The 20,585-nt window shown below is 72.9% G+C and carries 19 protein-coding genes and 2 pseudogenes; 14 read left to right on the forward strand and 7 right to left on the reverse strand.

What is annotated here, in order from left to right; genetic code table 11:
* Positions 1 to 252: 252 nt before the first annotated feature.
* The gene (locus CP969_RS30545) at positions 253 to 618 is read right to left on the reverse strand and encodes an ArsR/SmtB family transcription factor (RefSeq protein ID WP_004981306.1); all 366 of its coding nucleotides are present in this window, start codon (positions 616 to 618) and stop codon (positions 253 to 255) included.
* Between the two features lie 199 nt (positions 619 to 817).
* Entirely contained in the window at positions 818 to 1,192 is a 375-nt protein-coding gene (locus CP969_RS30550; protein WP_016823939.1) for a hypothetical protein, read from the reverse strand.
* A 663-nt stretch (positions 1,193 to 1,855) separates the two neighbouring features.
* Between CP969_RS30550 and pcaDC the strand changes: the two genes are divergently transcribed.
* From pcaDC to CP969_RS34325, 5 genes are all read left to right on the forward strand, one after another.
* Entirely contained in the window at positions 1,856 to 3,151 is a 1,296-nt protein-coding gene (gene pcaDC / locus CP969_RS30555) for a bifunctional 3-oxoadipate enol-lactonase/4-carboxymuconolactone decarboxylase PcaDC (protein WP_004981300.1), read from the forward strand.
* A 67-nt stretch (positions 3,152 to 3,218) separates the two neighbouring features.
* Positions 3,219 to 3,851 carry an MBL fold metallo-hydrolase gene (locus CP969_RS30560; protein ID WP_004981299.1) on the forward strand — a complete coding sequence of 211 codons (633 nt, stop codon included), beginning with the start codon at positions 3,219 to 3,221 and terminating at the stop codon, positions 3,849 to 3,851.
* A gap of 52 nt (positions 3,852 to 3,903) precedes the next feature.
* Entirely contained in the window at positions 3,904 to 4,683 is a 780-nt protein-coding gene (locus CP969_RS30565; protein WP_004981297.1) for an exodeoxyribonuclease III, read from the forward strand.
* Between the two features lie 97 nt (positions 4,684 to 4,780).
* Complete coding sequence (locus CP969_RS30570) at positions 4,781 to 5,188, forward strand: DUF6278 family protein (RefSeq protein WP_004981295.1); 408 nt, start codon at positions 4,781 to 4,783, stop codon at positions 5,186 to 5,188.
* Between the two features lie 139 nt (positions 5,189 to 5,327).
* Positions 5,328 to 5,450 (forward strand): hypothetical protein, encoded by a 123-nt coding sequence (locus CP969_RS34325; protein WP_263407163.1) that lies wholly within the window; start codon positions 5,328 to 5,330, stop codon positions 5,448 to 5,450.
* Positions 5,451 to 5,752: 302 nt separating this feature from the next.
* On the opposite strand, the gene CP969_RS30580 is transcribed toward CP969_RS34325, so the two are convergent.
* On the reverse strand, positions 5,753 to 6,511 hold the full coding sequence (locus CP969_RS30580; RefSeq protein WP_026084751.1) for a hypothetical protein: 759 nt from the start codon (positions 6,509 to 6,511) through the stop codon (positions 5,753 to 5,755).
* Positions 6,512 to 6,664: 153 nt separating this feature from the next.
* Between CP969_RS30580 and ggt the strand changes: the two genes are divergently transcribed.
* A complete protein-coding gene (gene ggt / locus CP969_RS30585; RefSeq protein ID WP_026084750.1) occupies positions 6,665 to 8,476 on the forward strand; it encodes a gamma-glutamyltransferase in 1,812 nt (603 codons plus the stop codon).
* Between the two features lie 84 nt (positions 8,477 to 8,560).
* On the opposite strand, the gene CP969_RS30590 is transcribed toward ggt, so the two are convergent.
* Positions 8,561 to 11,089: an ATP-dependent Clp protease ATP-binding subunit gene (locus CP969_RS30590; protein ID WP_026084749.1), complete on the reverse strand. Its 2,529-nt coding sequence runs from the start codon at positions 11,087 to 11,089 to the stop codon at positions 8,561 to 8,563.
* Positions 11,090 to 11,269: 180 nt separating this feature from the next.
* A complete protein-coding gene (gene map / locus CP969_RS30595) occupies positions 11,270 to 12,046 on the reverse strand; it encodes a type I methionyl aminopeptidase (RefSeq protein WP_004981285.1) in 777 nt (258 codons plus the stop codon).
* Between the two features lie 33 nt (positions 12,047 to 12,079).
* Between map and CP969_RS30600 the strand changes: the two genes are divergently transcribed.
* From CP969_RS30600 to CP969_RS30630, 8 genes and pseudogenes are all read left to right on the forward strand, one after another.
* The gene (locus tag CP969_RS30600; RefSeq protein WP_026084748.1) at positions 12,080 to 12,358 is read left to right on the forward strand and encodes a helix-turn-helix domain-containing protein; all 279 of its coding nucleotides are present in this window, start codon (positions 12,080 to 12,082) and stop codon (positions 12,356 to 12,358) included.
* A 246-nt stretch (positions 12,359 to 12,604) separates the two neighbouring features.
* The gene (locus tag CP969_RS30605) at positions 12,605 to 13,447 is read left to right on the forward strand and encodes a nitrilase-related carbon-nitrogen hydrolase (protein WP_016823934.1); all 843 of its coding nucleotides are present in this window, start codon (positions 12,605 to 12,607) and stop codon (positions 13,445 to 13,447) included.
* Positions 13,444 to 14,730 carry an aspartate aminotransferase family protein gene (locus CP969_RS30610; protein WP_016823933.1) on the forward strand — a complete coding sequence of 429 codons (1,287 nt, stop codon included), beginning with the start codon at positions 13,444 to 13,446 and terminating at the stop codon, positions 14,728 to 14,730. The genes CP969_RS30605 and CP969_RS30610 overlap by 4 nt, the downstream gene beginning before the upstream one ends.
* Positions 14,731 to 14,763: 33 nt before the next feature.
* Positions 14,764 to 15,137 (forward strand): annotated as a pseudogene (locus CP969_RS30615) (acyltransferase); the annotation flags it as partial.
* Between the two features lie 31 nt (positions 15,138 to 15,168).
* On the forward strand, positions 15,169 to 16,572 hold the full coding sequence (gene hydA, locus CP969_RS30620; RefSeq protein ID WP_016823931.1) for a dihydropyrimidinase: 1,404 nt from the start codon (positions 15,169 to 15,171) through the stop codon (positions 16,570 to 16,572).
* An 11-nt stretch (positions 16,573 to 16,583) separates the two neighbouring features.
* Positions 16,584 to 17,585: a TIGR03842 family LLM class F420-dependent oxidoreductase gene (locus tag CP969_RS30625; protein WP_016823930.1), complete on the forward strand. Its 1,002-nt coding sequence runs from the start codon at positions 16,584 to 16,586 to the stop codon at positions 17,583 to 17,585.
* A gap of 27 nt (positions 17,586 to 17,612) precedes the next feature.
* Entirely contained in the window at positions 17,613 to 17,831 is a 219-nt protein-coding gene (locus tag CP969_RS34700; protein WP_026084747.1) for a hypothetical protein, read from the forward strand.
* Positions 17,822 to 18,340 (forward strand): annotated as a pseudogene (locus CP969_RS30630) (cytosine permease); the annotation flags it as partial. The gene CP969_RS34700 and the pseudogene CP969_RS30630, both read left to right, overlap by 10 nt.
* Before the next feature lie 12 nt (positions 18,341 to 18,352).
* Here CP969_RS30630 and CP969_RS30635 read toward each other — a convergent pair.
* Positions 18,353 to 19,228: a CAP domain-containing protein gene (locus CP969_RS30635; RefSeq protein WP_026084745.1), complete on the reverse strand. Its 876-nt coding sequence runs from the start codon at positions 19,226 to 19,228 to the stop codon at positions 18,353 to 18,355.
* A gap of 479 nt (positions 19,229 to 19,707) precedes the next feature.
* Complete coding sequence (locus CP969_RS30640) at positions 19,708 to 20,376, reverse strand: hypothetical protein (protein ID WP_004981264.1); 669 nt, start codon at positions 20,374 to 20,376, stop codon at positions 19,708 to 19,710.
* Positions 20,377 to 20,585 lie beyond the last annotated feature (209 nt).

The raw sequence follows: 20,585 nt of genomic DNA on the forward strand, positions 1-20,585 counted from the left end.
CGGAGCACCCTGGTGCGATGTCTTCGCGGAGCCGCACGCCGTGACTGAATCATCGAGGGCGAAAGGTGCAGGGGCCAGGGAAAACCGCTTCTTGGACCTGATGGGGTGAAACGGGATCACCGGGGGTGCGGGGGCGCGTCCGTCCCGCGCCCGAGCCACCCCGGCCCCCCGTGACGCGCAGGCGGCGCCGCGCTCACGGGGTCATGGGGGGTCTTCCCCGCGGAGCGCGCGGTGCACGGCGCGGAGGCCTCCTCAGCCCCGCCTGCTCCTGGGGACCGACGGCACGGGGGAGTCGGTCTGCCGGAGCTCGGCCAGGAGTTCGCTCTGTCCGGCCAGCAGTTCGGTGAGGATCCGGCGGGCCGCGCGGAGCAGTTCGGCGACGTCGCCGCCGGCGAGGGCGTACCGGACGGTGGAGCCCTCCCGGATCGAGACGACGATGCCGGACCTCCGCAGGACGGCCAGTTGCTGCGAGAGGCTGGACGGCTCGATGTCGATGTCGGCGAGCAGGTCCCGCACCGGGACGGGCCCGTGCTGCAGCAGCTCCAGAACCCTGATGCGCACGGGGTGCCCCAGCATGCGGAAGAACTCCGCCTTGGCCTGGTAGAGGGGGACTTGCATGGGTGCGCGCTCCCTGCCGCATCGGGGACGTTCTCCGGGGTGCGGCGGCGCCCCGGCAGACGCGCCGCCGCACGATGTGCCTGCGGGGCCGATCCTTCTCGCTCGGCGCGGCGCGCACCCACGGATTGGGATGATGTTGATGTGGCGACTTGAAGAAGTCTTCACATCATGGGCGCACGTCGGCCCGGCGTCGGGGCGTTCACACTTCCAGGTTCTCTTCGATCCGCTTGAGCTGGTGGCGGGCCATCGCCAGGTTCGACCGGGACTTGTCGAGCACGAGGTACAGGAACAGGCCGTTGCCGTTCCGGCCGGTGACCAGCCGGATGAGGTGGTACTGGCTGCCGAGCGTGATGAGGATGTCCTCGATCTGGCTCGTCAGGCCCAGCATCTCCATGGTGCGCACCTTGGCCCGGATGACATCCGTGTTGCCGGCCGCCGCGACGGTGAGGTCCAGTTCCTTGCCCCCGCCCAGCGTTCCCAGGGCCATGCCGCTGGAGTAGTCGACGACGGCCGCTCCGAGGGCCCCTTCGACGGCGGTCATGATTTCCTTCAGCGACACTTCCACACTCGCCATGACTGTTTCCCTCTTCGGTCGTTGCGTCGGTTGCACCGGCTCGACGGGGCGGAGGTCCCCCTGGCCCGGTGGTGGCACCGTAGGCGGGCGGCACCGGCGCGAGAGCGTGTGTTTCCGGGGGTGGCCCCTAATGACCGAACACTTGCGCCGGGGAACGACCGTTTGACCGAGGGCGGTTCGGAAAACTTCGATCGGGGCGTCCCGGGACTCCGCCGGTCCGGCACCGGCGGCCCGGCGTCGCGGCCCGGTGGTGTGTCCCGGGAGAAGGAAGGCCCGCCCCTCGGGGCTCCTCCGGGACGGTCGCCGGCCGCCCGCGGGGAATCTCCGCGCAACCGCCACAACCCGATTCGATGCGCGCGGAGTTGTGAAGGAAGGGTGGTCGCGGGCCGGGCGGCCCACGGGAAGGGCGGCCCGCCGAGTCGTGCGGCCGGCAGGGCGGGAACGGCCCCGCAGCCGGGCTGCCGGCGGGCGGGATCCCGCGAGGGCCCGGGCGGGCCACGGCCGGCACGACCCCGCGCACCCGCCGGAGAACGCGCCGGAGCACACGTACCCGCGCCCCCGGGGACCGCGGCGGCACCGGCACCCGGCGTGGCGAGCGGGGCGAGAGCCGCTAGGGTCGTCCCGGCCATGTGAGACCTCGTGAGACATGAGAGGGTCGGACGGGTGAGCGAGACACCACCGAACACCCTGCAATACCGCTTTGACGGGCCCGAAGAAGCCCCAGTCCTGATCCTGGGTCCCTCGCTGGGCACGACATGGCACATGTGGGACCGGCAGATCCCCGAGCTGACCAGGCAGTGGCGGGTCTTCCGGTTCGACCTGCCGGGACACGGCGGTGCCCCCGCGTACCCCGCGAGCTCGGTCGCCGACCTCGCCGCGCGGCTGCTCGCCACCCTCGACGGCCTCGGCGTGCAGCGCTTCGGCTACGCGGGCTGCGCGCTCGGCGGCGCCGTCGGCATCGAGCTGGCCCTGCGCCACCCCGAGCGCCTCGCCTCCCTCGCGCTGATCGCCGCCTCGCCCCGCTTCGGCACGGCGGACGAGTTCCGCCAGCGCGGGGTCGTCGTGCGCACCAACGGGCTCGACCCCATCGCCCGCTCCGCGCCGGACCGGTGGTTCACCGGCGGGTTCGCCGCCGCCCAGCCCGCGATCACCGAGTGGGCCGTGCAGATGGTGCGCACCACCGATCCCGGCTGCTACATCGCCGCCTGCGAGGCGCTGGCCTCCTTCGACGTGCGTCCCGAACTCGGCAGCATCGGCGTGCCGACCCTGGTGCTGGTGGGCTCGGAGGACCAGGTCACCGGCCCCGCCGAGGCGCGCACCCTGGTCGCCGGGGTCCCGGACGCCCGGCTCGCCGTCGTACCGGGCGCCTCCCACCTGGTGCCGGTGGAGCAGCCCGCCGCCGTCACCGACCTGCTGGTGAGGCACTTCTCCACCGCCTGGCAGCCCGGGTTCGAGACCGCCACCGGCCACACCGTCCTGCCCGCGGCGGCCGCACCGGCGCCGGCCGTCGTCCCGCCGCAGCCCGCTCCCGTCGCCGAGATCGCCCCGCCCGCCGCGGCGCCGGAGGCACAGGGCAGACCCGACCCGTACGACACCGGGATCAAGGTCCGCCGGGAGGTGCTGGGCGACGCACACGTCGACGGGGTGCTGGCCCGGGCCGACGCGTTCTCGGGCGAGTACCAGGAGTTCGTCACCCGTTACGCCTGGGGCGAGGTCTGGGACCGGCCCGGGCTCGACCGGCGCACCCGCAGCTGCGTCGCCCTCACCGCCCTGGTCGCCGGCGGCCACCTGGAGGACCTCGCCTCCCACACCCGGGCCGCCCTGCGCAACGGCCTCACCCCGGACGAGATCAAGGAGGTGCTGCTCCAGGCGGCCGTGTACTGCGGCGTGCCGGCGGCGAACAGCGCGTTCCGGGTGGCCCAGCAGGTGGTCCGCGAGGAGACCACGCCCCCGGAGTGATCCCGGAGCGGTTCCCGGGGACCCCCGGCGCCCTGCCCGGCGACGGGCCCCGGGGCAGGATGGGAACATGAAGCTCACGAAGAAGTCGCACTCCTGCGTCCGCCTGGAGAAGGACGGCCGCACCCTCGTCCTCGACCCCGGCGGGTTCAGCGAGGAGGACGCGGCCCTCGGCGCGGACGCCGTCCTGGTCACGCACGAGCACCCCGACCACTTCGACGAGGGCCGGCTGCGCACCGCCCTGGAGGCCGACCCGGCCGCCGAGATCTGGACCCTGAAATCGGTCGCGGAGCGGATCTCGGCGGCGTTCCCCGGCCGGGTGCACACCGTCGGCCACGGCGACACCTTCACCGCCGCGGGCTTCGACGTCCAGGTCCACGGCGAACTGCACGCGGTGATCCACCCGGACATCCCGCGCGTCACCAACGTGGGCTACCTCGTCGACGGGAAGCTCTTCCACCCCGGTGACGCGCTCACCGTCCCCGACCACCCGGTCGAGACGCTGATGCTGCCCGTCATGGCCCCCTGGAACAAGATCTCGGAGGTCATCGACTACGTCCGCGAGGTCCGGCCGCAACGCGCCTACGACGTCCACGACGCCCTGCTCACCGACCTCGCCCGCCCGATCTACGACCGCCAGATCGGCGCCCTCGGCGGCTGTGAGCACCTGCGGCTCGCGCCCGGGGCGTCGGCCCGCCTGTGAGTCCGCGAGCTTCGGTCGAGGGGTGTCACAGGGGCCGGGTAGGTTGTGGGGCATGCGCATCGCGACCTGGAACGTGAACTCGATCACCGCCCGCCTGCCGAGGCTCCTGGCCTGGCTGGAGAGCAGCGGCACGGACGTGCTGTGCCTCCAGGAGGCCAAGGTCGCCGAGGACAGGTTCCCGTTCGAGGAACTGCGCGAGCTGGGCTACGAGTCGGCGGTGAACGCCACCGGCCGGTGGAACGGCGTGGCGCTGCTCTCCCGCGTCGGCCTCGAGGACGTCGTCAAGGGCCTGCCCGGCGACCCCGGCTACGAGGGCTCCGAGGAACCGCGCGCCGTCTCCGCCACCTGCGGCCCGGTCCGCGTCTGGTCGGTCTACGTGCCCAACGGCCGGGAGGTGGACCACCCCCACTACGCGTACAAGCTCCAGTGGTTCGAGGCCCTGAAGGCGGCCGTGGCCGGCGACGCGGCGGGGGAGCGCCCCTTCGCGGTCCTGGGCGACTACAACGTGGCCCCGACCGACGACGACGTCTACGACCGGGCCGCCTTCGAGGGCCTGACCCACGTCACCCCCGCCGAGCGCGCCGCCCTGGCCTCCCTGCGCGAGACCGGCCTGTCCGACATCGTCCCGCGCCCGCTCAAGTACGAGCACCCGTTCACGTACTGGGACTACCGCCAGCTCTGCTTCCCGAAGAACCGCGGCATGCGCATCGACCTGGTGTACGGCAACGCGCCGTTCGCCAAGGCGGTCACGGACTCCTACGTCGACCGCGAGGAGCGCAAGGGCAAGGGCGCCTCGGACCACGCGCCGGTCGTGGTGGACCTGGACCTGTAGCCCTGCGGCCACGCCGCCCGGCCCGGCCCTCCCACCGGCCCGTCCGGCCCCGCGCGCCCTGTGGTGCAGAGGGCGGTACGAATGACAGGCTGGAGGTATGAACATCCCTTTCCTGGGCAACCGGCGGCAGAAGATCGGGTTTCCCGCCTCCGAGGGAATCGCGGACCTCCTCGCGGAGTGCGAACTGCTGCGCTCCCAGGCCTACCGGGCGGGCGTCCGACTGGACGACTCCCCGGCCTCGTTGGAGGCGCTGGACCAACTGGTGCCGGGCTGGCGGGACGACGAGGAGACCCTGACCTGGCTGGGCAACGACGCCGGGCTGTACCTGGGCACCGTCATCGTGCGCACCGTGCCGGGGGCCGCCTGGGAGATCCGGTCCGACGGGCAGCCCGTCGTACGGCTCGCCTCCGGCCGGGAGTTCGACGTCGTGGACTGCGGACACACATGGGCCGCCCACGGCGTGCCCGAGCTGTCGCAGCTGTACGCCGAGGTCGCGGAGGCGTGAGGTCCTCCCGGGGGGTCCCCGGTCAACAGCCCGGCGTAAATACGGCTAATGGCCGGGGAGTGCGTGTCGCGCCGCCCGGGTGATCTTGTACGGATACGGTGCGGCGACCACCGCACCGTCACGACAAGCAGGGGTGGGCATGGCCGTCGATCCGCTGATCGGACCGCGTGACGTCGACAAGCACGCCGGGGACCCGCACGCCCCGCGGGACGCCGGCCCCGCCACGGGCGGGGACTTCCTCCCCGGGCCCCTCCAGCGCTGAGCGGGATGACGCCCGCGGGACCGCCCGTCCGGACCTCGACTAGGATGTTCCCTCCGTCCCGGTGGGGGAGGGGATCTCGCCGCAGGGGCGGGGACGCCACCGCCGGGAGGGGTCCACCGCCCCCCGGCCCGCGGGGAGCGGCGGTTCACATCGGCCAGTCCCGTCCGGCGGCAGCCGGAGATCACTGCTCGCGTGACGGACCCGACCCGCAGGACGGGTCCGTCGCCGGCGAGGAGAAGGTCAGCTGCGCGCCGGACGGGTTGCGCTCGACGCGGGCTCGACACGAGGGCGCACAGCGCCTCTCAGGGCGCCCGGTGCGAGGTGCGCGGAGCGGCGGGGGAGGGCAGTGGGGTCTGGGCCGCCCGGGTCACGTCCGCGACCAGTTCGACCACATCGGGGCCGTACGCCTGCGAGTTGACCACCTTCAGCAGCAGGACGAAGGAGCCGGAACCGTGCTTGCGGGCCAGCCGCTCGTGGTGGCGGGCGAGATAGCGGGTGGCGGCCTGGTTGGTGATCGCGCGCTGGCCGCAGAACAGGAACACCGGCCGGGTGTCGCGCCCCTCACCGGCGGTCAGCCGGGCCAGCAGGACGTACTCGGTGACGCCCGGGTCCATGCGGTAGCGCTCGGTGCCGATCTGGAAGGCGCCCCGGTCCGGTCCCGGCTCCGGGTCGACGTTGACCCGCACTCCCGGCAGCATCGCCGCCATGTGGGCCACCATCCGCCGGTTCGAGCCCGGACCGCCCACGCAGAACTCGGTCCGCTCGCCGAACCCCTGGTGCACCGCGTCCTGCGTCACCATCCGGACGTGCGCCCCGCAGTCCTTGATCAGCGCGGACAGCTCCAGCAGCGCGAACACGTCGAAGCGGTGCACCGCGAGCTCCGCCGTGGCCGGGTCGCGGTTGACGACGAGCAGCGACTCGGAGTTCTCCGGCAGTCCGAAGAACGCCTGCTTGCGCCGGAGCCTGCGCTTCCACAGAGAGGTGCGGGCCAACCAGCCCAACGCGGCGCTGATGCCGGCGGCCACCACGCCCAGAACGATGTTGCGCACGTCATCAGTCATGGGCGCGCATGGTAGCGGGATCGCACAAACTCGTGTTCGACACCCGGTCCGGGAGCGCGGCCGGAGATCCGCGGCGGCACGCCCCGGGCGTTTCCTGACGGGGCCATGCTGACTGGATTAAGCTGCCAGAACGGCCTGACACCGGAGGTGCGGATGCGTCGTCCTGTCGTTCGGAAACTGGTGGTCCCGGCGGTCTGCGCCGCAGTGGTCTCGGTGGGGGCGGCGGCACCCCCCGCCGCCCCGCACGGCGCGCCCGACGACCGCACCCCCAAGGTCCCGGTCGCCGCCGGGTACGGCGGCGCGGTCTCCAGCGTCGACGCCGACGCCTCCGCCGTCGGGATCGAGATCCTGAGGAAGGGCGGCAACGCCGTCGACGCGGCCGTCGCCACCGCCGCCGCGCTCGGCGTCACCGAGCCCTACTCGGCCGGCATCGGCGGAGGCGGCTACTTCGTCTATTACGACGCCCGCTCCCGCACCGTGCACACCCTCGACGGCCGCGAGACCGCCCCGCTGACCGCCGACTCCGGGCTGTTCCTGGAGAACGGCGCGCCGATCCCCTTCGCCGAGGCCGTCAGCAGCGGTCTCGCCGTCGGCACCCCGGGCACGCCCGCCACCTGGCAGCGCGCGCTCGACGCCTGGGGCAGCAGGACACTCGGGACGGTCCTGAAACCCGCCGAGCGGCTCGCCCGCGACGGCTTCACCGTCGACGAGACCTTCCGCGCGCAGACCGCCGCCAACGAGACCCGCTTCCGCCACTTCCCCGACACCGCCGAGCTGTTCCTGCCGGGCGGCGACCTCCCGGCCATCGGCTCCGTCCTCAAGAACCCCGACCTGGCCCGCACCTACGCCGAGCTGCGCCGCAAGGGCGTCGACGCGCTGTACCGGGGCGACATCGGACGGGACATCGTCAACACGGTGAACAAGCCGCCGGTGGACCCCGGCTCCGACTGGAACGCCCGCCCCGGCGACCTGTCCGCCCGCGACCTCGCCGCCTACCGCGCCAAGTTCCAGCCGCCCACGAAGACCTCGTACCGGGGCCTGGACGTCTACTCCATCGCGCCGTCCTCCTCCGGCGGCACCACGGTCGGCGAGGCCCTCAACATCCTGGAGCGGACCGACCTCTCCCGGGCGAGCGACGTCCGGTACCTGCACCGCCTCATCGAGGCGAGCCGCATCGCGTTCGCGGACCGCGGGCGCTGGGTCGGCGACCCCGCCTTCGAGGACGTGCCGACGAAGGAACTGCTCTCGCAGCGGTTCGCCGACTCGCGCGAGTGCCTGATCAAGGACGAAGCCGTCCTCACCAGCCCGCTCGCCCCCGGCGACCCGCGCGACCCGCGGCCCTGCGCGAGGGGCGGCACGGCGGCCCCGACGACGTACGAGGGCGAGAGCACCACGCACCTCACCACCGCCGACCGGTGGGGCAACGTCGTCGCCTACACCCTCACCATCGAGCAGACCGGGGGCAGCGGCATCACCGTGCCCGGCCGCGGGTTCCTGCTCAACAACGAGCTGACCGACTTCTCCTTCGCCCCGGCGAACCCGGCCGTGCACGACCCGAACCTGCCGGGCCCCGGCAAGCGGCCCCGGTCCTCGATCTCCCCGACGATCGTGCTCGACCGGCACGACCGGCCGGTGGTGGCCCTCGGCTCGCCCGGCGGCGCCACCATCGTCACCACCGTGCTGCAGACCCTCACCGGCTTCCTCGACCGCGGACTGCCCCTGGTCGACGCGATCGCCGCGCCGCGCGCCAGCCAGCGCAACACGGCGCAGACGGACCTCGAACCCGGCCTGTACGACAGCGCCCTGCGGCAGCGTCTGGAGGCCGTCGGGCACGCGTTCCGGGAGAACCCGGAGATCGGGGCGACCACGGGCGTCCAGCGCCTGCCGGGCGGCCGGTGGCTCGCGGCGGCGGAGAAGGTCCGCCGGGGCGGCGGCTCGGCGATGGTGGTGCATCCGGCGCGGTAGGCGTCCCCGCGCGCAGCGGCCACCGTCCGTGCACACGGAGCGGCGCCCCGGCGAATTCTCCGGGGCGCCGCTCCGTGTGCCCGTTCACAGCTCGGCGGTCGGCGTCTCCTGGGTGCGGAAGACGAGCCTGCCGTCCTGCGCGTCCACCGTCACCCGGCCGCCCTCCCGGACCCGGCCGTCCAGGAGCAGCCGGGAGAGCTGGTTGTCGACCTCCCGCTGGATGGTGCGGCGCAGCGGCCGGGCGCCGTACTCGGGCTGGTAGCCGCGCTCGGCCAGCCAGTCCACGGCCGCGTCGGTGAACTCGGCCGAGATCCCCTGGCCCTTCAGCCCGCGCCGGGTGCCCTCCAGCAGCAGGTCGGTGATCTGCCGCAGTTCCCGGGCGGTCAGCTGGCGGAAGACCACGATCTCGTCGATCCGGTTGAGGAACTCGGGCCGGAAGTGCTCCCGCAGCGGCCGCATGACCTGTTCGCGCCGCGCCTCCTCGTCCGCGTCCGCGCCGCCGGACGCGAAGCCCAGCGTCGCTCCGCGCCGGGTGATCACCTCGGAGCCGAGGTTGCTGGTCATCACGATGACGGTGTGGGTGAAGTCCACCGTCCGGCCCTGCGCGTCGGTCAGCCGGCCGTCGTCGAGGACCTGGAGCAGGATGTTGAAGACGTCCGGGTGCGCCTTCTCCACCTCGTCGAGCAGGAGCAGCGAGTACGGGTGCCGGCGCACCACCTCGGTCAGCTGCCCGGCCTCCTCGTGCCCCACGTACCCGGGCGGGGCGCCGACCAGCCGGCTGACCGTGTGCCGCTCCTGGTACTCGCTCATGTCCAGGCGCACCATCCGGTCCTCGCTGCCGAACAGCGCCTCGGCGAGCGCCCGGGCCAGCTCCGTCTTGCCGACGCCGGTCGGCCCGAGGAACAGGAAGCTGCCGATCGGCCGGTCGGGGCTGGCCAGGCCCGCGCGGGAGCGCAGCACCGCGTCCGAGACGACGCGCACCGCCTCGTCCTGGCCGACCACCCGCCGGTGCAGGTGCTGCTCCAGGCCCAGCAGCCGGTCCTTCTCCTCCTCGGTGAGGCGGCTGACCGGGATGCCGGTCTGCCGGGACACCACCTCGGCGATCGCCTCGGCGTCCACCCACAGGCTCTGCCCCTCGTCCACCTCGCCGTCCTCGTCGGCCTGGGCGATCCGCTGCTTCAGTTCCACGATGCGGTCCCGCAACTGCGTGGCCTGTTCGTACTGCTCGTCGGCGACCGCCTGGTCCTTGTCGCGGGTCAGCTGCTCGACCTCCTGCTCCATGGCCCGTACGTCGGTGCCCTTGGTGCGGGACCGCAGCCGTACCCGGGCGCCGGCCTGGTCGATGAGGTCGATGGCCTTGTCCGGCAGGCGGCGCTCGCTCAGATGGCGGTCGGACAGCTCCACGGCCGCCACCAGCGCCTCGTCGGTGTAGCGGACCTGGTGGTGGGCCTCGTACCGGTCCACCAGCCCGCGCAGGATCTCGATCGTGTCGGCGGGGGTCGGCTCCGGCACCAGGATCGGCTGGAAGCGGCGGGCCAGCGCCGCGTCCTTCTCGATCCGGCGGTACTCCTCCAGCGTGGTCGCGCCCACGATGTGCAGCTCGCCGCGGGCCAGGGCCGGCTTGAGGATGTTGCCGGCGTCCAGCGAGCCGCTCTCGCCGCCGCCCCCGGCACCGACGACGGTGTGCAGCTCGTCGATGAAGATGATCAACCGGTCGGAGTGGGCGCGGATCTCCTCGACGATGGAGTTCATCCGCTCCTCGAAGTCACCCCGGTAGCGGGTCCCGGCGACCACGCCCGTCAGGTCCAGGGCGACCACCCGCCGTCCGAGGAGCACGTCGGGCACGTCCCCCTCGGCGATCCGCTGGGCCAGTCCCTCCACGACGGCCGTCTTGCCGACGCCCGCGTCACCGATCAGCACCGGGTTGTTCTTGCCGCGCCGGGAGAGCACCTCGACGGTCTGCTCGATCTCCTGCTCCCGTCCGATCACCGGGTCGATGCGGCCCTCGCGGGCCAGCTCGGTGAGGTCGCGGCCGTACTTGTCCAGGGTCGGCGTGCCCGTCGCGGGGCGCGGCCGTTCGACGCGGGGCGGCGCGGCCTCCGGTGCCTCCGGCGGGCCGGAGGGCGTGAACCGGGCCGCGTTGAGGATGTGCCCGGCGGCCGAGTCGGGGTTGGCGGCCAGGGCGCTGAGCACGTGCTCCGGGCCGATGTAGCCGGTGCCGCTGGCCCGGGCCATCTCGTGGGCGTCCAGCAGGGCCCGTTTGACGGCGGGGGTCAGGGACAGCGAGGTCGGCGGCGGGGCGTCACCGGGCCCGTACTGGACCGGTCCCGAGCGGTCGTCGATCTGCGACGCCAGGGAGTCGGGGTCCGCGCCCGCCCGGCTGAGCAGACTCCGGGTCGGCTCGGCGGCGAGGGCGGCGCGCAGCAGGTGCTGGGTGTCCAGGTCCCGGCTGCCGTGCTCGGCGGCGTACTGGGCGGCGCCGCGCACCAGTTCCCGGGCCGGCTGGCTGAGCAGCCTGCCGAGGTCGATCTGGCGAGGGCGAGGTCCGCCGAAGAAGCGCGCGAGGAATTCTGCGAAAGGATCACCCTCCGGGCCGATGAAACCACTCGTCATCGTCATCCGTTCCTTCGCTGGTGGACGTGCCGGGGACGGGTAACCCGGTCCGGGCTCGCTCATGCCACGATGACACGTTCCGTTCCGGCGGGCATGTCCGGGAAGGCCGCGCAACGGCTCCCCCTCGGGCCGCCGCACCGGGATCGGTGCGGCGGCCCGAGGGGGAGCCGACGGGCGCGCTCAGTCGGCTTCGCGCGCGGTGAGGACGCGCGGTCCCGCCCGTGTGATCGCCACGGTGTGTTCCGCGTGGGCCGCGCGGGATCCGTCGTCCGTGCGGAGCGTCCAGCCGTCCGGCGCCGCGTGGAAGCCGTCGGTGCCGCCGCCGATGACCATGGGCTCGATGGCGAGGACCATGCCGTGCCGCAGGGGCATGCCCCGGCCCGGCCGGCCCTCGTTCGGCACGGCCGGGTCCTCGTGCATGCGGCGGCCGATGCCGTGACCCCCGAAGCCGTCCGGGATGCCGTAGCCCGCCGCACGGCACACCGTGCCGACGGCGTGGGCGATGTCGCCGATGCGGTTGCCGACGACGGCCGCCCCGATCCCCGCCGCGAGGGCCCGTTCGACGGTCTCGATCAGCCGTACGTCGGCCGGGCGCGCGGTGCCCACGGTGAAACTGACGGCGGAGTCGCCGACCCAGCCGCCCAGCTCGGCGCCGAAGTCGGCGGAGACCAGGTCCCCGTCGCGCAGCCGGTAGTCGTTCGGGACGCCGTGCACGATCGCGTCGTTGACGGAGACGCAGAGCACGGCGGGGAAGGGCGTCGGCGCGAAGGAGGGCCGGTAGCCCAGGAAGGGCGAGGTCGCGCCCGCCCCGCGCAGCACCTCCCGTGCCACCTCGTCCAGTTCCAGCAGGGAGACGCCCACGTCCGCGGCTTTCCGTACGGCCGTCAGCGCGTTCGCGACGACCCGGCCCGCCGTGTGCATGGCGTCGATCGATGTGTCGGTCTTCAGCTCCACCATGCCAATTACTATACCGGTATTAGAATGGGTGCCATGGTGCGCACCCCCTTGACCCCCGAAGAGCGCGAACGCGGCGAGCGGCTCGGCCGGCTGCTGCGCGAGGCGCGCGGCGACCGCAGCATGACGGAGGTCGCGGCGCGCGCCGGGATCTCCCCGGAGACCCTCCGGAAGATCGAGACCGGGCGGGCCCCGACCCCGGCGTTCTTCACCGTGGCCGCGCTGGTCGGCGTGCTCGGCCTGTCGATGGACGAGCTGGCGGGGCGCTGCGCGCCGAGCGCCCCGGACGTTCCGGGCGCGTCGGCCGCCGCCTAGGGCCCGCCCGGCGGGCCGGGGTGCGGGGCGCCGGCGGCGGGTCCGCCCGCGGCGTCGACGGGGCGCCGCAGGCGTCCCGCCCTCCCCACCGGCACCACGACTCACCCACCGGGGTGTGAAACGAGATCGACTCCGCGGTCTCGACGACGATGGTCTTGGCAAGGCCGCCCGAGAGGCATACGTTCGTCCCTCTACGACCGTTTCTACGGGCGTAGAGGCGCTGACGTCGCGTCGAAGGAGCAGCTCATGGCCAACGTCGTACGTGCCGCTCTGGTCCAGGCCACCTGGACCGGCGACACCGAGTCCATGCTGGCGAAGCACGAGGAGCACGCCCGTGAGGCGGCCCGGCAGGGCGCGAGGATCATCGGTTTCCAGGAAGTCTTCAACTCCCCCTACTTCTGCCAGGTCCAGGACCCCGAGCACTACCGCTGGGCCGAACCCGTGCCCGACGGGCCGACCGTCCGGCGGATGCGGGACCTGGCCCGCGAGACCGGCATGGTGGTCGTCGTGCCGGTGTTCGAGGTCGAGCAGTCGGGCTTCTACTACAACACCGCCGCGGTGATCGACGCCGACGGCACCGTCCTCGGCAAGTACCGCAAGCACCACATCCCGCAGGTCAAGGGCTTCTGGGAGAAGTTCTACTTCCGGCCCGGCAACCTCGGCTGGCCGGTCTTCGACACCGCCGTCGGCAAGGTCGGCGTCTACATCTGCTACGACCGCCACTTCCCCGAGGGATGGCGGCAACTCGGCATCAACGGGGCCCAGTTGGTGTACAACCCGTCCGCCACGCACCGCGGTCTGTCGTCCCACCTGTGGCGGCTGGAGCAGCCGGCGGCGGCCGTCGCCAACGAGTACTTCGTCGCCGCGATCAACCGCGTGGGCCAGGAGGAGTACGGGGACAACGACTTCTACGGGACCTCGTACTTCGTCGATCCGCGCGGGCAGTTCGTCGGTGACGTCGCCAGCGACAGCAAGGAGGAACTCGTGGTCCGGGACCTGGACTTCGACCTCATCGAGGAAGTGCGGCAGCAGTGGGCCTTCTACCGCGACCGCCGCCCCGACGCCTACGAAGGGCTGGTGCAGCCGTGACCGACGACCTGCTGGGCCGCCACCGCTCCGTGCTCCCGGACTGGCTCGCCCTCTACTACGACGAGCCCCTCGAGATCACCCACGGCGAGGGCCGCCACGTCTGGGACTCCGACGGCAACCGCTACCTCGACTTCTTCGGCGGCATCCTCACCACCATGACCGCCCACGCCCTGCCCGAGGTGACCAAGGCGGTCGGCGAGCAGGCCGGGCGGATCCTGCACTCCTCCACCCTCTACCTCAACCGGCCGATGGTGGAACTCGCCGAACGCATCGTCCACTTGAGCGGCATCCCGGACGCCCGGGTGTTCTTCACCACCTCCGGCACCGAGGCCAACGACACCGCCCTGCTGCTCGCCACCACCTACCGGCGCACCAACACGGTCCTGGCGATGCGCAACAGCTACCACGGCCGCTCCTTCAGCGCCGTCGGCATCACCGGCAACCGCGGCTGGTCCCCGACCTCGCTGTCCCCGCTGCAGACCCTGTACGTCCACGGCGGCGTGCGCACCCGCGGCCCGTTCGCCTCCCTCGACGACCACGACTTCGTCGCGGCCTGCGTCGACGACCTGAAGGACCTGCTGGGGCACACGCGCCCGCCCGCCGCGCTGATCGCCGAGCCGATCCAGGGCGTCGGCGGCTTCACCTCGCCGCCCGACGGGCTGTACGCGGCCTTCCGCGAGGTGCTGCACGAACGGGGCGTCCTGTGGATCGCCGACGAGGTGCAGACCGGCTGGGGCCGCACCGGCGAACACTTCTGGGGCTGGCAGGCGCACGGCCGCAACGGCCCGCCCGACATCGTGACCTTCGCCAAGGGCATCGGCAACGGCATGTCCATCGGCGGCGTCATCGCCCGCTCCGAGATCATGAACTGCCTGGACGCCCACAGCATCTCGACGTTCGGCGGCACCCAGATCACCATGGCGGCGGGCCTGGCCAACCTCACCTACCTGCTGGAACACGACCTCCAGGGCAACGCCCGCCGGGTCGGCGGGCTGCTCATCCAGCGGCTGCGGGCCGTCGCCGCCCAGGTCCCGGCGGTACGGGAGGTGCGCGGGCGCGGACTGATGATCGGCATCGAGCTGACGAAGCCCGGCACCGACGAGGCGTACCCCGAGGCGGTGTCCGCCGTCCTCGAGGCGGCCCGCGCGGGCGGTCTGCTCATCGGCAAGGGCGGCGGGCACGACACCAGCGCCCTGCGCATCGCCCCGCCGCTCACCCTCAACGTCGCGGAGGCCGAGGAGGGCGCCGCGATCCTCGAACGCGCTCTGCGGAGCATCCCGTAGCGGTCCACCGACCAGGAGGACGCTGCCATGACCCGCCACTTCCCGGAGGGCCGGCGGGCGCCGGGGCTCGCGGGCGCCGAGACCGCCTCCACCCCGTCGGCGACCTCGCGGGGGCTCTTCGGCCACCTGTGGCGACGGGAGCAGCCCCGGCGGCGGCCGTCGCCGTCGAGTACCTCGTCGGCGCGATCAACCGGGTCGGCGCCGAGGACCTCGGCGGCGACGACTTCTCCGGCACCAGCCACTTCGTCGGCCCCGCGGACCGGTCCGTCGGCGAGGTGGCGAGCGACAAGGAGACCGAACGCGTCGTGCGCGCCCCGGACCCGGCCGAGCCGCGCGAGGTCCGCGACCGCCGACGGTTCCACCGCGCCCGGGCGCCCGGTGCCTACGCGCCGCTGACCGCGCCCTGACAGCACCGACCACGGCAGGAGAGGGAGCAGCATGAGCAGCCGTACCGTCATCCGTGGTGGCCTCGTCGTCACCGCCTCCGACGAGGTCCACGCCGACGTCCTGATCGAGGACGGCCGCATCGCCGCCCTCGCCGCCTCCGGCACCCCGGCCGCCGGGGCCTTCACCGCCGACCGGGCCATCGACGCCACCGGGAAGTACGTCATCCCGGGCGGCGTCGACGTCCACACCCACATGGAGCTGCCCTTCGGGGGCACCTTCGCCTCCGACACCTTCGAGACCGGCACCCGGGCCGCCGCCTGGGGCGGCACCACCACCGTCGTCGACTTCGCCGTGCAGAGCGTCGGCCACTCCCTGCGCGAGGGCCTGGACGCCTGGCACGCCAAGGCCGAGGGCAAGTGCGCCATCGACTACGGCTTCCACATGATCGTCTCGGACGTGAACGCCGAGACGCTGAAGGAAATGGACCTCCTGGTGGAAGAAGGGGTCACGTCCTTCAAGCAGTTCATGGCGTACCCGGGGGTTTTCTACTCCGACGACGGCCAGATCCTGCGCGCCATGCAGCGCTCCGCCGAGAACGGCGGGCTGATCATGATGCACGCCGAGAACGGCATCGCCATCGACGTGCTCGTCGAGCAGGCGCTGGCCCGCGGCGAGACCGACCCGCGCCACCACGGCGAGGTCCGCAAGGCCCTGCTGGAGGCCGAGGCCACCCACCGCGCCATCCGGCTCGCGCAGGTCGCGGGCGCCCCGCTGTACATCGTGCACGTCTCCGCGGGGGAAGCCGTCGCCGAGCTGGCCCGGGCCCGCGACGAGGGCCGACACGTCTTCGGCGAGACCTGCCCGCAGTACCTGTTCCTGTCCGCGGACAACCTCGCCGAGCCGGACTTCGAGGGCGCCAAGTACGTGTGCAGCACGCCGCTGAGGCCGCGTGAACACCAGGCGCACCTGTGGAGGGGCCTGCGCACCAACGACCTGCAGGTGGTCTCCACCGACCACTGCCCCTTCTGCTTCGCCGGGCAGAAGGAGCTCGGCCGGGGCGACTTCTCCAAGATCCCCAACGGTCTGCCGGGCGTCGAGAACCGCATGGACCTGCTGCACCAGGCCGTCCTCGACGGGCACATCTCCCGGCGCCGCTGGATCGAGATCGCCTGCGCCACCCCGGCCCGGATGTTCGGCCTGTACCCGAAGAAGGGCACCCTCGCGCCGGGCGCCGACGCCGACGTCGTGATCTACGACCCGCACGCCGAGCAGGTCATGTCCGCCGGGACCCACCACATGAACGTCGACTACTCGGCCTACGAGGGCAAGCGGGTCACCGGCCGCGTCGAGACCGTCCTCTCGCGCGGCGAACCCGTCATCACCGAGCGGGAGTACACCGGCCGCGCCGGGCACGGCGTCTACACCCCGCGGTCCACCTGTCAGTACCTCGACTAGGAGCGGTGCTCATGGACTTCGGACTCGTTCTGCAGACCGACCCGCCGGCCTCGCGGGTCATCGACCTGATGAAGCGCGCCGAGCGGTGCGGCTTCACCCACGGCTGGACCTTCGACTCCGCCGTACTGTGGCAGGAGCCGTTCGTGATCTACAGCCAGATCCTGGCCAACACCACCGGGTTGAAGGTCGGCCCGATGGTCACCAACCCGGGCACCCGCACCTGGGAGGTCACCGCCTCCACCTTCGCCACCCTCAACGACATGTTCGGCAACCGCACCGTCTGCGGCATCGGCCGCGGCGACTCCGCGATGCGCGTCGCCGGACGCAGACCCGGCACGCTGGCCCGCCTGGGCGAGGCGATCGACGTGATCCGCGACCTCGCCGAGGGGCGCGAGGCCGAGGTCGACGGGCAGCCGCTGCGGATCCCGTGGGTGCGGGACGGGGAACTGCCCGTCTGGATGGCGGCGTACGGGCCGAAGGCGCTCGCCCTCGCCGGACGGAAGGCCGACGGCTTCATCCTCCAGCTCGCCGACCCGTACCTGACCGAGTGGATGGTGAAGGCCGTACGCGCCGCGGCCGCGGAGGCGGGGCGCGACCCCGGCTCCGTCACCGTCTGCGTCGCCGCTCCGGCGTACGTCGGCGACGACCCGGCGCACGCCCGCGAGCAGTGCCGCTGGTTCGGCGGCATGGTCGGCAACCACGTCGCGGACCTGGTCGCCCGCTACGGCGAGCACTCGGACCTGGTCCCCGAGGCGCTGACGTCGTACATCAAGGAACGGCACGGCTACGACTACAGCCACCACGGGCGGGCCGGCAACCCGTCCACGGACTTCGTCCCCGACGAGATCGTCGACCGGTTCTGCCTGCTCGGCCCGGCCGAGGCGCACATCGAGAAGCTGAAGGCGCTGCGCGAGCTGGGGGTGGACCAGTTCGCCGTGTACGCCATGCACGACGCGCAGGAAGCGACGATCGACGCGTACGGCGCGGAGATCATCCCGGCACTCGACCGCTGACCGGTACCCCTGCCGAAGGGCACGCCCGTGACCGCGACCGTCCCGCCCGTGCCACCCGAGGGGCCCGTGCCCGACCCGGCGGGACGCGTCGAGCTCCCGCCGGGCGTCACCCTCATCGACACCCGCTTCGCCAACGACGACCTGCTGCCCGTGCCGCTGACCCGCCGCCGCTGGACGACGTACAGCTTCACGGTCCTGCGGGTGGGGACGATCGCCTTCCGGTCGACCCTGAGCCTTCGACCCTGAGCCTGACCATCCCCGACCTCACCCGCTTCGGCGCGGGCCGGCGCGCCCAGGTCTGGGGGCGGACGCTCGGACTGCCCACCACCATGACCCTGTTCGCGCTGCTGTCCGTGTTCGTCACGTCCGGCTCGCAGGCGGTGTACGGGGCTCCGACACGGGACCCCGTCGAGTTCGCCGCCAGGACCGGCAACGTCTTCGGGCTGCTCCTCGCCCCGGTGACGGTGCTGGTCGCCACCGTCTCGGTGAACACCGCGGCCAACGTGGTCTCCCCGGCCTACGACCCGGCGAACCTGGCGCCGCGCCTCATCGGCTTCCGCACCGGCGCCCTGATCACCGGTGTCGGCGGGGTGCTCGCGGTGGGCGGCTCCCCCTCGGCCCCGGGGAAGGGTCCCTTCCCCGGGGCCGGGCTGGTTCCCCTCCTGAAGCCCCTCGCGGACTACGGCTGGGTGGTGGGGACGGCGGCGTCGCCCGTCGTGTACGTCGCGCTGGTGGCGGGCCGCCGGCGGGCGTGAGCGCGTCCGCGCCTACCGGGCCGTGCCGAAGTTCTGGGTCCAGTAGGAGTTGGGCTGCGCGAGACCGACACCGATCTCCTCGAACGCGCAGTTGAGGATGTTCTCCTTGTGGCCGGGGCTGTCCATCCAGCCGGCCATCACCTGCGCGGGAGTGGAGTAGCCGTAGGCGACGTTCTCGCCGTAGGTGCTCCAGTTGTAGCCGGCGCGGGTGATGCGGTCGGCGGGGGAGGACCCGTCCGAGCCGGTGTGCGACATGGTGCGGCTCGCCGCCATGTCCTCGCTGTGCTTCTGCGCGGCCTCGGTCAGGGTGGCGTTCACCTTCACCGGGGAGCAACCGGCCTTGCTCCGCTCGGCGTTGACGAGTTCCACGACCTCGGCGACGGCTCCGGAGGCCTCGGTGCCGCCCGTCGCGGCGGGGCTCGGAGCGCCGGCGGCGGGCTCGGGCGCGGCGGTGGTGGGCTTCGGGGCCGTGGCGGAGGGCTTCGGCGCGGTGGTGGGCTTCGAGGCCGTGGTGGAGGGCTTCGGCGCCGCGGTGGAGGGCCGGGAGGCGGATGCCTCGACAGCCGTCTTCTTCTTCTTCTGCTTGTGCGACGGCTCGGCGCTGCCGTGCTTCGGTGCGCCGTCCTTCGAAGGGCTCGCGGTGGCGGCCGGCGCGTCCGACGGTGCCGCCGTGGCCCCGCCGTGCTCACTGCTCCACCGGTGGTACCGGTCGGCGCCGGTCCACCTGTCCTCGGCCGAGGACGGGGCGGCGGCGCCCTGGTCCTGCCGCTGCCCGCTGCCGGGCCAGTCGGTACAGGCCATGGCGACCGAGGGTATGCCTATGACGCCCAGGGCGGCTGCTGCGACGACCGTCCGCCGGTACTTCTTCTGCTGGCGATGCTTTCCCATGAGTGACCTCACCCCTGCTGTCCGGAGGCTGGTCATTCTTGGGACGGCCCGGCGCCGGGCGCAAAGGGCCGCACTACTACTGCGCCTCGTAGGAGTGCGGGGACCTTGCGGCGGGCGGGAGAGCATGCCTCCCCGCCCGTGACGAGCACCCCGGTGCTCCTGCTGCCTCGTCAGAAGTCCCCGCATGGTGGGAGGACCGGGGCTCCCGGCTCCCGGCCGGATCGCCCTCCGTCCCGGCCCGTTCCGCGGTCACACCAAGACGGACAAATCCCTTATGTCGCCGGGGCGGGTTCTACTAATCGACCTGCATAGATCGGGGAAGCGGTGTGACGGATGTCATGGAACCAAGGATTCCGGATCGGCGTCGGGGGCCGGGAGCCCGTCCGCGGGGCCCCGGGCGGCGGCCGGAGCGTTCCGGGCCCGGAGCCCGGAACCCGGGCCGGGGCGGGCGGCCCCGGTGGGCCCCGGGGGCGGCCGGGTCAGCCCCGTCCGTCCTCCAGGGCCGCCATCGCCTCCTTGGCGGCCTTGATGGCGCCCTTGTTGATCTCGTCCGTGCCGGGCGCCTTCTTCGACTCGAAGTCGCTGCCGTTGTAGGTCACGATCACCAGCGCGTTGGAGGCCCGGGCCACCACCACGCCCTCCCGGGTCTCCTGCTTGTCCTCGGTGGCCAGGTTCACCACGGAGTACGCGACGTCGCCGAGCCCGGGGACGGCACCCCCGCCGCTCTTGTCCTTCAGGCGGCTCTCGTACGACCGTTCCGCCGCCTCGTCCGACTCCAGCACCTCGAAGGACACGTCGAGCCAGCGGTACTCGTAGCCCTCGAGCGCGTTCCAGGAGCAGGTGCGGCGCAGCTCGGTGTCCGTGGACGGGATCTCCTTGCCGGCCGTCTTGGCGCCCGGCACGAGGGACTTGATGGTCTTCTCCGCCAGCGCGGTGCACGGCGCGGGCGCGGCGGGGTAGGTCTTCGCCGCCTGTGTCGCCGACGGTTCGGAGCTGGACCGGCTCTCCGTCTTCTGCGGGGGCTTCTCGTTCTCGGCGGCCTGCGGTGCGGTCGACGGGCCGGAGGACAGCGCCCAGCCCGCCGCGGCGAGGACGACCACCGGGGACAGGCGTGCGGTCAGGGTGAGCGGCAGGGGCAAGGAACGCACGGCGCACTTCTCGTGGGGGATGGTGCGGAGGGGGTCCGCACAGCGGACGGGAGGCCAGTGTCACACGCATTGTTGTGGTGCGGAAGGGCCAACTCGCTCCGTAGGCGGGCGGTGACGGGGGTGTACCGCCGGGCGGTTTCGTTTGGTGTATTTCGGCGGGACAAGGGGGACTTGGCCGCGAGGGGCGGTCCGCGGGGCGCGCCGGGCGG

The organism is Streptomyces viridosporus T7A, from assembly GCF_008704515.1.
In the GTDB taxonomy this organism is placed as follows: Bacteria; Actinomycetota; Actinomycetes; order Streptomycetales; family Streptomycetaceae; genus Streptomyces; species Streptomyces viridosporus.